This window comes from Bordetella muralis, assembly GCF_054781015.1.
The window spans coordinates 247,526-259,572 of sequence record NZ_BAAGVF010000006.1; the positions used below are offsets into that span (position 1 = coordinate 247,526).

Consider the following 12,047-nt stretch of genomic DNA (forward strand, 5'->3'; position numbering starts at 1 on the left):
CGCACGGCCCGTGCATTTGGCGTTGACCGTTCGTAATCCCCGAGTTTTTCAGGTCTTTTTATGTTCAAAATAATTCTGCGTCGCGTGCTGGTGGCGATACCGACATTGATACTGGTGTCGGTGATCGTATTCCTGCTGCAGAAACTGTTGCCCGGCGATGCCGTGCTGACCATGGCGGGCGAGGAGCGCGATCCTGCCGTTCTGGAGTTTCTGCGTCAAAAATATCAATTGGATGCCTCATGGCCCGTGCAATATTGGGCATGGGTGAGCAATGTGCTGCAGGGCGATTTGGGAAGCTCGCTGCGCACGGACGTGCCCGTGACGCAATTGATTGCCCAGAAACTGCCCGTCACGCTGCAACTGGCGACGATGGCGATGTTCTTTGCCATCCTGGTCGGCGTGCCCATGGGCATCATCGCAGCCGTACGCAAAGGCACTGTCACGGAGATGGGTGCCAACGTTGCGGCGCTGTCGGGTATGTCGATACCAAACTTCTGGCTCGGCATTTTGCTGATCATGCTGGTGTCCGTGAAATGGCGTCTGCTGCCCGCATCGGGATACGTCTCACCGTTCGAGGATTTCTGGTTATCGATGAAGACCATGCTGATGCCGGCATTGGTGTTGTCGACAGCAATTGCCGCCTACTTGATGCGTCATACCCGTTCGGCCATGCTGGAGGCGCTGAACGCCGACTACGTGCGCACCGCGCGCGCCAAAGGCGTATCGGCGCGCCGCGTGGTGCTGCGCCATGCCTTGCGTAATGCCTTGATGCCCATCGTAACGCTGGTCACGCTGTTGTTTGGCGAGTTGATGGCCGGCGCTGTGCTGACGGAGCAGGTGTTTACGATTCCCGGGTTTGGCAAGCTGATCGTCGATGCGGTATTCACGCGGGACTACGCGGTGGTGCAGGGCGTGGTCCTGTGCGTTGCCGTAGGGTTCATCATCATGAATCTGCTGGCCGACATTCTGTATATCCTGGTTAACCCACGCCTGAGGCACGCATGAGCGCAAATACTGCTACGGCTGCCGCCGTCACGCCGCCCCGCCGCCGCAACCGCGCCTGGGGCAAATTCAAACGCAACCGTGTGGCCTTGCTCGGGGCCGCGATCGTCCTGGCGATGGTCTTGCTGGCGATCTTTGCCCCCTTGCTTGCGACGCACGATCCCTTTCAGACCAGCTTCATGACGATCCGCAAGGCGCCGTCCGCGACGTTCTGGCTTGGGTCCGATGAACTGGGCCGGGATATCTATAGCCGCATGTTGTATGGCGCGCAGGCGTCTCTGATGGCCGGCGTTGTCTCCGTGGCCATCGCCGTGATCATTGGCGTGCCGCTAGGCCTGGTGTCGGGCTATTTTGGCGGATGGGTCGATAGCATCGTGTCACGTTGCACCGAGGCCCTGCTGGCGATCCCGTTTTTGATCCTGGCGATTGCGCTCGCGGCGTTTTTGGAGCCGAGCCTGACCAACGCCATGATTGCCATCGGGGTGTCGGCCGCACCGAAATTCGTGCGATTGGCGCGTGGCCAGGTATTGGCCGTCAAGAGCGAAGACTACGTGCAGAGTTCACGCGCTCTGGGCGCATCGGACACACGCATTATTGCGCGGCACATCCTGCCCAACATCATGCCGCCGTTGATCGTGCAGGCGACGATCACCATCGCCACCGCGATCATCGCTGAGGCCAGCCTGTCGTTTTTGGGCCTGGGGTTGCAACCGCCTAATCCCTCGTGGGGATCGATGCTCAATACCGGCAAAAACTTCATGACGCAGGCTCCGTGGATGTCGATTTTCCCGGGCTCGGCGATTTTCCTGGTCGTGCTGGGTTTCAACCTGCTCGGCGATGGCCTGCGCGATGCGCTCGACCCACGGCAGGAGAAGTAAGCATGGCGAAGATGGATACTAAAACGTTCGCACAAAATATGGATGCGAAAAGAGTCGTTCAGGTCAACGGCCTGACCGTGCAGTTCAAGACGCCGGATCGGATGGTCGAAGCCGTGCGCAACGTGTCGTTCCATGTGGATCGTGGCGAGACGCTGGCCATCGTCGGCGAATCAGGCTCGGGAAAATCCGTGACCTCGCTGGCGCTGATGCGTTTGGTGGAATACGGCGGTGGCCGCATCGTCAATGGCGATATGCTGTTGCGTCGTCGCGATGGCAGCATGCTGGACCTGATACATGCCAACGAGACGGTATTGGAACGTGTGCGCGGCGCTGATGTCGCCATGATTTTCCAAGAGCCCATGACCTCGCTGAATCCGAGTTTCACGGCGGGCTCTCAGATCGCCGAGGCGTTGCAGTTGCACCAGGGGTTGGACAGTGCCGCTGCACGTGCCGAGACGTTGCGCATGCTGGAGCGCGTCCGCATCCCCGAGGCGCGCGCCATTCTGGATCGCTATCCGCATCAACTATCGGGCGGCATGCGTCAACGCGTCATGATCGCAATGGCGCTGTCGTGCAAGCCGCAGTTATTGATCGCAGACGAGCCGACCACCGCGCTGGATGTGACCATTCAAGCACAGATCCTGCAATTGATCCGTCAGTTGCAGGACGAAATGGACATGGGGGTGATTTTCATCACGCACGACATGGGTGTGGTGGCCGAGGTCGCCGACCGTGTGCTGGTCATGTACCGTGGCGACAAGGTTGAAGAGGGCGGCTCGGACGAGATCTTCGCTGCGCCGAGCCACGCCTATACGCGCGCCTTGCTGTCTGCCGTGCCGCGTCTGGGCGCGATGCAGGGCACGAACGAGCCAGCGCCATTTCCGCTATTGCGGGTGGCCGATGCCGCGGATGCCCCCGTGCCATCGTCCCCGGTCGACACCTTGCAGAGTACAGTGCGCCGCGACAACGGCCCGGTACTGCGAGTGAAGGACTTGATCACCCGTTTTGATATCTCGGGCGGTATTTTCGGTCGTGTGCAGAAACGGGTACATGCGGTAGAACGAGTCAGTTTCGATCTCTATCCGGGCGAGACCTTGGCCTTGGTCGGAGAGTCCGGTTGCGGCAAGACCACGACGGGCCGCTCGTTGCTGCAGTTGGTGAAAAGCCAGGGCGGCAGTATCGAATTCGATGGCCAGGATATCGGCAGCCTGCGCGGCGCGGCCATGCAGACTTTGCGGCGCCACATTCAGTTCATTTTCCAGGATCCGTTCGCCTCGCTGGATCCGCGCATGACAGTGGGCTATTCGATCATGGAGCCTTTGCTGATTCATAACGTGGCCAAAGGCAAGGCAGCGCAGGATCGTGTGCGATGGCTGATGGACAAATGCGGATTAGTGCCCGAGATGATCGACCGCTATCCGCATGAGTTTTCCGGCGGCCAGCGTCAACGTATCTGCATTGCTCGAGCGTTGGCGTTGAATCCCAAAGTGATCGTGGCGGATGAGTCGGTGTCGGCGCTGGATGTTTCGATTCAAGCTCAGATCGTCAATCTCTTGCTCGATCTGCAACGCGAACTGGGGATATCGCTGCTGTTCATCTCGCACGATATGGCGGTGGTCGAGCGTATCAGCCATCGTGTGGCGGTGATGTACCTGGGTCAAATCGTCGAGATCGGTCCACGTCGAGCGATCTTTGAAAATCCGCAGCATCCGTATACGCGCAAGCTGATGGATGCTGTGCCTATCGCAGACCCGCAACGTCGCCATCGCGAGCGTTCATTGCTCGTTGATGAGATTCCCAGTCCGGTGCGTCGGGTGGGAGATGATCCTGTAGTGGCGCCGTTGGTAGCAGTGGGCGAGGGGCATTTTGTTGCTCGTCATACTGTGGGGGTGTACGCGGGGTAGGCCCGTATGGGCTTTGCTTGTGCGATTTAGGCTGTCGGTCAGCTAGGGGCATGGAGCCTCTCTGTGAACACGTCGGTGTCGGGGGCTGAAAGCCGCACCGGGCCTATCGCGGCGACTCGGCCCATGACCAGGGGCCTCGGCCCGCTGCGCGGGCTAAATCGCCGCTCAACGGCCCGGTGCGGCTTTCAGCCCCCGACACCGACTCACAGTAGTGGCATGTCCCGGATGCTGTTTGGCGCAGAGCCTCGATCCTGCCATGTGCAGATAACGTGAGCCGGGGGTCGTCATGTCGAGGCGGTGTCGGCCCGTTGAGTCCGCCGAACCGTCCTTGTCAGGCGGGGGGCAGTCGGCTGGGCATGTCTGAGCGCATCGCAGCGGAGCGAGTTTGCCCAGCCGCCCCGCCTGACAAGGACGGTGAAGGGCAGTCTGGTCGCGCAGGCGACCAGACCGGACGATAGGGCCAACACCGCCTCGACATGACGGCCCCCGGCGCCTAAAGAACCCACCTGATCGCAAGCCCCCTCCACCCCGAGTATGATTACCCCCTTTCTCAAAACCCGCCCCAGCCTCCCAACACCTCCATGGCCCTGCGCGCAACGATTTACAAAGCCGACCTGCACATCGCCGACTCCGACCGCCACTACTACGGCAGTCATTCGCTGACGATCGCACGTCATCCCTCGGAAACGGACGAACGCATGATGGTGCGTTTGCTGGCTTTTGCCCTGCACGCGCAGGAGGGTCTGGCGTTTACCAAAGGCTTGAGCGACACCGACGAGCCCGATGTGTGGTTGAAAGACCTGACCGGCGCAATCGATTTGTGGATCGAAGTCGGTCAACCCGACGAGCGGCGCATTCTCAAGGCCTGTGGCCGCGCCGAACAAGTGATTGTCTATTGCTACGGCGGCCATGCCAGCTCCGTCTGGTGGGACGGCGTACGCAACAAGCTGGAACGAGCCCGCAATTTGCGCGTCGTACATTTGCCGGCCGGGCATACCCGTGAACTCGGCGAATTGGCCGAGCGCACGATGGACGTGCACGTCAACATACAGGACGGTACTGCCTTTGTGTCCGCAGACAAAGGGCAGATGACCATCGAGCCCGAAGTCTGGCGTTAGATCGTTTTTTTTGTGGCACGGGGTGGTTTGCCGCGGTCCGTACGGAATGCTGATCTGCAGCGCTGCGCCTGCCTGACCGACTGGTTGGGCCGCACGTCAATCTGCTGAATCGCTACGTAGCCGAACGTTGTTCCACGATTCGCCAAAAGCCCGGCAAAAAGCATTCCGCGACCAACAGCGGCTGCCCATATCGCCAAAATACCGAACGCCGCGCCCAGAGTGCACCGTTGTCCCCATCGGCCCGCACCCCCCGCGCTGTCGCATAAAACGGTACAGGCGAGGCCAGTTTGCGGCAGACAAAGGGCGAACGTTGAATCGTACGATCGTGATAAAGCATGTCCGCCAACGGCCGCGTGCGCAGCCGGCGTATTCCTTGCCACACGCCATGTGAGGCCGCCAACGGCGTCAGACTGCGCGCCACCACGCTGTCCACACCGTCCACGGACATGAGGATCTCCCGTACCCACACAGGACGCGCCACCTCAAGACCCATTCCCCGAGCTTCATCCAGCGGGACCCCTTCGGCATATTCGTTCAATACGCGAAGTTCCATTTTGCCCAACTGCCGCAATCCGGCCGTTAACGCGCCAGGACGCATCAGCCAGAATTTATGAGCAGGAGTCAACGAAGGCGCGACCGTAGGCTGCCAACCAGCGGCGAGAGGAAGAAAGACTGTCATAGCCACTATTATGCCAACTCCCGCCGGCAATATATGAGATCCAGAGCAGCTCAACCTCCTTCAGCCTAAAATAGCCCCTTCGCTAGGCGACCACATCACCCGTCGCGTAGCAGACCACCAAGGCATATGGAAAAAGTACGAATCTCAAAGCTGATGTCCGAGCGCGGCCTATGCTCGCGGCGCGAGGCCGATAGTTATATCGAGCGCGGTTGGGTCAAAGTCGACGGCGTCGTCGTATCCGAGCTCGGCGCCAAAGCTTATCCCGATCAGGTCATCACGCTGGAACGCGCCGCCCAGGCGCAACAGACATCTCGCGTCACCATCCTGATCAATAAACCCGTCGGCTATGTGTCGGGCCAGGCCGAAAAAGGCTATACGCCCGCCGTCGCCTTGATCGATGCCCGTTCCCGCGACGCCAATGATCGCTCGCCGCTGCGCTTTTCCCGAGCCCATCTGCAGGGGCTCGCTGTCGCAGGCCGGCTGGATATCGATTCACAGGGCTTGCTCGTACTGACTCAGGACGGCCGCATCGCCCGTCAACTCATTGGCGAGGACTCCGACGTAGACAAGGAATATCTCGTACGCGTGCAGGGCCGTCTGGACGAGCGAGGCCTGGCATTGTTGAATCATGGCCTGTCGCTTGACGGCAAGGCACTGCGTCCCGCGCAGGTCCGCTGGCAAAACGACGATCAACTTTGTTTTATCTTGCGCGAGGGCAAAAAACGCCAGATCCGCCGCATGTGCGAACTCGTGGGCTTGCGCGTCGTGGGACTGAAACGCGTGCGTATCGGTCGAATCAGATTGGGAAATCTGCCGCAAGGGCAGTGGCGTTATTTGCGAGATGATGAGCGTTTCTAATCGCTAGTTGCACAGCAGACGGTTACCCATAGTCGGTGCTTCGGTGCTGCATAGCTGTTTCAGCCCATTTCACGCCTTAATTTAAATTAATAAGTCCGCGCTATTCTTCGCTACGAACTTACCGTCGCGTAGCCGTTCCATCAGAAACTCAATGAAAATCCGAGTTTTGGCGGGCAGCAGTCGCGTGTCGGTGACGGCATAGACCGGAAACGGCCCCGCCTGCCAATCGGGCAAGACACGTTGCAGACGCTGCTCTGCGACGTCCTGCAATACGCTTTGCGCAGGGCTCAAGATGGCAATGCCGGAGCCTAATGACGCCAGGCTGCGCACCATTGCCATACTGTTGACCGAAAAGCGATTGCTGGGGGTGATCTCGATGTGTTCGTCGCCTCGTGACAGGGGCCATCGTGTGACGCGGCTGTTGTCGGCTCGGAACTCTATGCATTCATGGCGAGTCAGGTCGCTGGGATGTTGCGGTGTGCCATGACGTTGCAGGTACTCGGGTGACGCGTATAGATAGGCCGTTAGCCGTCCTAGCAGGCGGGCGATCTGAGTGGAGTCGGGCAGGGCGCCGATCTCGATGGAAATATCGCAGGTCTGAAACACTAGGCCGGCATGATCGGGATTGGCGAGATCTAGATAAAAGGTGACCTCAGGATAGTGTCGAGAAAATTCCAGAAAGGCTTCTGCAAGGAAGTCCGTGCCAAAATCGGCTGGCATATTCACTCGCAAGGGCCCCGAGGGCGTTTCCACCAACTTTTGCAGTTCTTCGTGGGCGACTTGGGCTTCGGCGACGATACGTTGGCAGCGTACAAAGTACAGCTTACCGGCTTCGGTCAGCTCCACTTTACGGGTGGTGCGACTGAGCAACTGCAATCCCAACGAACGTTCCAGTTCGGCGACCTGGCGCGATAGGGTCGACTTTGGGATGCCCAGATTATTCGCCGCCCGACCGAAATTGCACGTTTTGGCCACTTCGACAAACAGTTCCATGCCTTGTAGGCGTTTCATGGCTAGGCCATCCAGGAGAGTTCGATAAAGGATTATTCCATATTTGGGATGATGTTTTCGCTTTTACCCACTTTGTTTCTGAATTGGGATAAAGCAAAATGGCGGATTGCGCAGTGCAACATAGGATGTCTGCGCGATTCGAATCGTGAATCAGAGATTTAGGGCTGCAAGTACCACGCCGCTAGGGGTGATACGGCACGTTATAGCTCGGAAAGGATCGTATGAACTACAACGGAATGCGGCGTAGCGCCGCTGTTTTGACTCTCGCAGCGACCGCGCTGGCATTGGCGGCGTGCAGCAAAACTGCAGAGGCGCCAGCTGGCGGCAAGCCACCAGTCAGCGTCGTTACTTTGGCGACGCGCCCAGTGGTACTGACGACCGAACTACCCGGCCGCACCTCGGCTTACAGAGTGGCCGAAGTGCGCCCACAGGTCAACGGTATCATCAAGAAACGCCTCTTTACCGAGGGCGGTGAGGTCAAGGCCGACCAACAGCTCTATCAGATCGATCCCGCGTTATACCAAGCCAGCCTGGAGAGCCAGCAAGCCGCTTTAGCGCGCGCTCAGGCCCAACTCAAGACGGCCAATTTGCTCGTTCAACGCTACAAGCCTTTGGCCGAAACGCGTGCCGTCAGCCGCCAGACTTACGATGACGCGATCGCGGCGCGCGACCAGGCCGCTGCCGATGTGCAGTCCGCCAAAGCCGCTTTGGACACCGCTCGCATCAACCTGGTCTACACCAAGGTGCTATCGCCCATCGAAGGCATTATCGGGCGCTCTTCGTTCACCGAGGGCGCTCTGGTCACAGCGAATCAGACTGAAGCACTGGCGACGGTACAGCAGATCGATCCCATCTATGTGGACGTTACCCAATCCAGCGTAGAGCTGCTGCGTCTGCGTAACGCGATCGAGAGCGGGTCGCTGCAACGCGATACGAGCAAGGACTCGGCGCGTGTGTCGTTGGAGCTGGCTAACGGTCAGAACTATGGCGTTGAGGGCACCTTGGAGTTCTCCGAGATCACGGTCGACGAGAGTACCGATTCGGTGACGCTGCGTGCCGTATTCCCCAATCCCGATCATAAATTGCTGCCCGGTATGTTCGTGCGGGCGCGCATTCTCGAAGGTACGGCGCCACAAGGTTTATTGGCGCCGCAGCGTGGCATCACGCGAAATCAGCGTGGTCAGCCGACCGCTCTGGTGGTCAATGCAGAAAACAAGGTCGAGCTACGCATGCTGAAAACGGACCGTACCGTGGGCGATCAGTGGCTGGTGACCGAGGGGCTGAAGGCCGGCGACAAGATCATCGTCGAAGGCATCCAGAAAGCCAGGCCGGGCGTCGAGGTGGTGCCGACCGAATGGCAGCCGACCGCCGCCGGTGCGTCGCAAGCCGCACAAACGAAGTAAGGGAGCCTAGCGCATGGCCAAATTTTTCATCGATAGGCCGGTTTTTGCCTGGGTCATCGCCATTGTCTTGATGCTGGCGGGGGCGTTGTCCATCTTCAGCCTGCCGGTATCGCAATATCCCAATATCGCGCCGCCCGCGGTGCGCATTTCGGTGACCTATCCTGGGGCGTCGGCGAAAACCGTGCAGGATACTGTCGTGCAGGTCATCGAGCAGCAGATGAACGGTATCGACAACCTGATGTACATGAAGTCGCAGGCTAACTCCGACGGCAGCATGGAAATCACCGTGACGTTCCGGCAGGGTACCAATCCCGATACGGCACAGGTTCAAGTCCAGAATAAGTTGTCGCTGGCTCAGCCGTTGTTGCCACTGGAAGTGCAGCAGCAGGGGATACGCGTTACTAAAGGCACCTCTAACTTTATGATGGTGCTGGGCTTCGTGTCGACCGACGGTTCCATGAACAAGGCCGACTTGTCCGACTATGTTGCTACCTATGTGCAAGACCCGGTCAGCCGCACCGAGGGTGTCGGTGACTTTCAGTTGTTTGGCTCGCAGTACGCCATGCGTATTTGGATGGATCCTGCGAAGCTGGTTAACTTCGGCTTGGTAGCCAGCGACGTCTCGGCCGCTATCGAGGCGCAGAACGTGCAGCTCTCTGTGGGTGAGTTGGGGGGGCTGCCTGCTGTCAAGGGCAATCAACTCAATGCCACCATTATTGGTCCCAGCCGTCTACAGACGGCCGAGGAGTTCGGCGACATTCTGCTCAAGGTCAATCCCGATGGCTCGCGTGTGCGGCTCAAGGACGTCGCCAGGGTCGAACTGGGAGCCCAGAACTTTGCTATTGACAGCCAATACAACGGCTATCCCGCTGCAGGCCTGGCTATCCGTCTGGCCTCGGGGGCTAATGCGCTGGACACCGCGGAAAACGTGCGGGCCACGGTCGACAGCCTGAAGCAGTACTTCCCTCCAGGGATGGAAGTGGTGTATCCCTATGACACCACGCCGTTCGTCTCCATCTCGATCGAAACTGTCATCCATACGCTGATCGAGGCCATCGTCCTGGTGTTCCTGGTGATGTATCTCTTCTTGCAGAACATCCGGGCGACGCTGATCCCTACGCTGGCAGTGCCGGTCGTGTTGCTCGCGACTTTCGGTGTGCTGTCTCTGGCGGGCTTTTCTATCAACATGCTGACGATGTTCGGTATGGTGCTGGCCATCGGTCTGCTGGTCGACGATGCCATCGTGGTGGTGGAAAACGTGGAGCGGATCATGCAGGAGGAGGGCTTATCGCCCAAGCAGGCTACGCGTAAGTCCATGGATCAGATCACTGGCGCGCTGGTCGGTATCGCGCTGGTTCTGTCGGCAGTGTTTGTGCCCATGGCGTTCTTCGGTGGGTCCACGGGCGTGATTTATCGCCAGTTCTCGATCACGATCGTTGCCTCCATGGCGTTTTCGGTGCTGGTTGCTATCGTATTTACGCCGGCCCTATGCGCGACGCTCCTCAAACCCATTCCCAAGGGACATCACGGCACCAAGAAGGGATTTTTCGGCTGGTTCAATCGCAATTTTGAACGGTCCAGCCACGGGTATTCCAACACGGTAGCCCGCAGTCTCAATCGTGGTAAGCGGATGCTGCTCATTTATGCCGTGCTGGTGGCTGCTATGGGGTGGCTGTTTACCCAGGTGCCGTCGTCGTTCCTGCCCGATGAGGATCAAGGCGTCATGTTTGTGCAGATACAGACTCCGGTAGGCGCTACGGCCGAACGTACTCAGCACGTCATTGATGCAGCGGCAGGCTATTTCCGAAACGATGAAAAGGATAGCGTTGAATCTACCTTTGCCGTCAACGGTCTCAGTTTTGGCGGCCGTGGACAGAATGCTGGCCTTGTCTTTGTGAAGCTGCGTGACTGGGCTCAGCGTCCCGGCGCTGAACAAAAGGTCGCCGAGCTGATGAAGCGGGCCAACGCCAAGTTCGCGTCCGATCCGGTATTCCTTGATGCCGTCGTCATGGCATTTGCGCCGCCGCCGGTCATCGAGCTGGGTAATGCCACCGGGTTTGACATGATGCTGGTTGATCGAGCCGGTGTGGGCCATGCGGCGTTGTTGCAGGCGCGCAATCAACTATTGGGCGAGGCGGCTAAAAGCCCAATATTAGCGGGCGTGCGTCCGAACAGCACTGAAGACGCGCCACAGTACAAACTCGAAATCGATCGTCAGAAAGCGAATGCGCTCGGGGTTTCCATTGCAGAGATTCACACTACCTTGTCGGCTGCCTGGGGGTCGTCGTACGTCAATGACTTCATTGACCGTGGTCGTGTGAAGCGTGTGTACATCCAGGGGCAACCGGAATCGCGCATGACGCCCGAAGACCTCAACTCCTGGTATGTGCGAAATGACAGTGGAAACATGGTGCCGTTCTCGGCGTTCGCTTCCGCCGAGTGGACCTACGGGCCTCAGATGTTGACTCGCTATAACGGCGTGGAGGCATTTGAAATCCTGGGGCAGAATGCGCCAGGCTACAGTACTGGTGATGCGATGGCCGAGATGCAGCGGCTGGTGAGTCAGTTGCCCACGGGCGTGGGCTTGGAATGGACGGGGATGTCCTACGAGGAGCAATCATCTGGTTCCCAGGCTCCAGCGTTGTACGCCATTTCCCTCATCGTGGTGTTCCTGTGTCTGGCCGCGTTGTACGAAAGTTGGAGTATTCCGACTTCGGTATTGTTGGCAGTGCCGTTGGGTGTGATCGGCGCATTGCTTGCGACACTGCTACGTGGTATGTCCAATGACGTGTACTTCCAGGTGGCACTGCTGACCACGGTGGGCTTGACAGCGAAGAATGGAATTCTGATCGTGGAGTTTGCGAAAGAGCACTTCGAACAGGGGGCCAGTCTTATCGAATCTGCGGTACACGCCGCGCGTCAACGTCTACGTCCTATCATCATGACCTCGCTTGCCTTCTCGCTCGGTGTCGTTCCGTTGGCTATTTCCTCCGGGGCTGGCTCGGGTGGTCAGAATGCCGTGGGTACTGGTGTTATCGGTGGCGTGGTGACCGGTACGGTGCTGGTGATCTTCTTTGTGCCGACGTTCTTTGTATTGATGTTGCGTCTATTCCGCGTCAAACGCGTGAGCGAACGCAAAGCTGAAGAAGAGGCTCTCGACGCTAAGTTGGGAGAGCAGTCGTGATTCCGTTTCC

9 protein-coding genes are annotated in these 12,047 nt (G+C 58.8%); 7 read left to right on the forward strand and 2 right to left on the reverse strand.

Translation table 11 applies throughout. The features are described 5' to 3' along the window. The first annotated feature begins 60 nt into the window (after positions 1 to 60). The 4 genes from ACYVIT_RS12180 (at position 61) to ACYVIT_RS12195 (ending at position 4,902) form a co-directional block, all read left to right on the forward strand. Positions 61 to 1,005: an ABC transporter permease gene (locus ACYVIT_RS12180; protein WP_415806259.1), complete on the forward strand. Its 945-nt coding sequence runs from the start codon at positions 61 to 63 to the stop codon at positions 1,003 to 1,005. After that, a complete protein-coding gene (locus ACYVIT_RS12185; protein ID WP_415806260.1) occupies positions 1,002 to 1,880 on the forward strand; it encodes an ABC transporter permease in 879 nt (292 codons plus the stop codon). The genes ACYVIT_RS12180 and ACYVIT_RS12185 overlap by 4 nt, the downstream gene beginning before the upstream one ends. Before the next feature lie 38 nt (positions 1,881 to 1,918). Then, positions 1,919 to 3,784, forward strand: a complete 1,866-nt coding sequence (locus ACYVIT_RS12190) for a dipeptide ABC transporter ATP-binding protein (protein WP_415806270.1) — start codon at positions 1,919 to 1,921, stop codon at positions 3,782 to 3,784. Positions 3,785 to 4,365: 581 nt separating this feature from the next. Next, positions 4,366 to 4,902 (forward strand): YaeQ family protein, encoded by a 537-nt coding sequence (locus ACYVIT_RS12195; RefSeq protein WP_415808999.1) that lies wholly within the window; start codon positions 4,366 to 4,368, stop codon positions 4,900 to 4,902. 112 nt (positions 4,903 to 5,014) lie between these two features. Here ACYVIT_RS12195 and ACYVIT_RS12200 read toward each other — a convergent pair whose 3' ends face one another. After that, positions 5,015 to 5,581, reverse strand: a complete 567-nt coding sequence (locus ACYVIT_RS12200; RefSeq protein WP_415808996.1) for a chorismate--pyruvate lyase family protein — start codon at positions 5,579 to 5,581, stop codon at positions 5,015 to 5,017. A gap of 126 nt (positions 5,582 to 5,707) precedes the next feature. On the opposite strand from ACYVIT_RS12200, the gene ACYVIT_RS12205 reads away from it, so the two are divergent. Continuing rightward, positions 5,708 to 6,439, forward strand: a complete 732-nt coding sequence (locus ACYVIT_RS12205) for a pseudouridine synthase (RefSeq protein ID WP_415808995.1) — start codon at positions 5,708 to 5,710, stop codon at positions 6,437 to 6,439. An 81-nt stretch (positions 6,440 to 6,520) separates the two neighbouring features. On the opposite strand, the gene ACYVIT_RS12210 is transcribed toward ACYVIT_RS12205, so the two are convergent. Continuing rightward, a complete protein-coding gene (locus tag ACYVIT_RS12210) occupies positions 6,521 to 7,450 on the reverse strand; it encodes a LysR family transcriptional regulator (RefSeq protein ID WP_415808994.1) in 930 nt (309 codons plus the stop codon). 236 nt (positions 7,451 to 7,686) lie between these two features. On the opposite strand from ACYVIT_RS12210, the gene ACYVIT_RS12215 reads away from it, so the two are divergent. Both ACYVIT_RS12215 and ACYVIT_RS12220 read left to right on the forward strand, forming a co-directional pair. Continuing rightward, entirely contained in the window at positions 7,687 to 8,853 is a 1,167-nt protein-coding gene (locus ACYVIT_RS12215; protein WP_415808998.1) for an efflux RND transporter periplasmic adaptor subunit, read from the forward strand. A 13-nt stretch (positions 8,854 to 8,866) separates the two neighbouring features. Further along, positions 8,867 to 12,037: an efflux RND transporter permease subunit gene (locus ACYVIT_RS12220; protein WP_415808993.1), complete on the forward strand. Its 3,171-nt coding sequence runs from the start codon at positions 8,867 to 8,869 to the stop codon at positions 12,035 to 12,037. The last annotated feature ends 10 nt before the right edge of the window (positions 12,038 to 12,047 follow it).

Excerpts from the sequence above, each read along its gene's own strand:
- ACYVIT_RS12180 (WP_415806259.1), top strand. The coding sequence starts at position 61 with ATGTTCAAAATAATTCTGCGTCGCGTGCTGGTGGCGATACCGACATTG.
- ACYVIT_RS12185 (WP_415806260.1), top strand. The coding sequence starts at position 1,002 with ATGAGCGCAAATACTGCTACGGCTGCCGCCGTCACGCCGCCCCGCCGC.
- ACYVIT_RS12190 (WP_415806270.1), top strand. The coding sequence starts at position 1,919 with ATGGATGCGAAAAGAGTCGTTCAGGTCAACGGCCTGACCGTGCAGTTC.
- ACYVIT_RS12195 (WP_415808999.1), top strand. The coding sequence starts at position 4,366 with ATGGCCCTGCGCGCAACGATTTACAAAGCCGACCTGCACATCGCCGAC.
- ACYVIT_RS12200 (WP_415808996.1), bottom strand. The coding sequence starts at position 5,581 with ATGACAGTCTTTCTTCCTCTCGCCGCTGGTTGGCAGCCTACGGTCGCG.
- ACYVIT_RS12205 (WP_415808995.1), top strand. The coding sequence starts at position 5,708 with ATGGAAAAAGTACGAATCTCAAAGCTGATGTCCGAGCGCGGCCTATGC.
- ACYVIT_RS12210 (WP_415808994.1), bottom strand. The coding sequence starts at position 7,450 with ATGAAACGCCTACAAGGCATGGAACTGTTTGTCGAAGTGGCCAAAACG.
- ACYVIT_RS12215 (WP_415808998.1), top strand. The coding sequence starts at position 7,687 with ATGCGGCGTAGCGCCGCTGTTTTGACTCTCGCAGCGACCGCGCTGGCA.
- ACYVIT_RS12220 (WP_415808993.1), top strand. The coding sequence starts at position 8,867 with ATGGCCAAATTTTTCATCGATAGGCCGGTTTTTGCCTGGGTCATCGCC.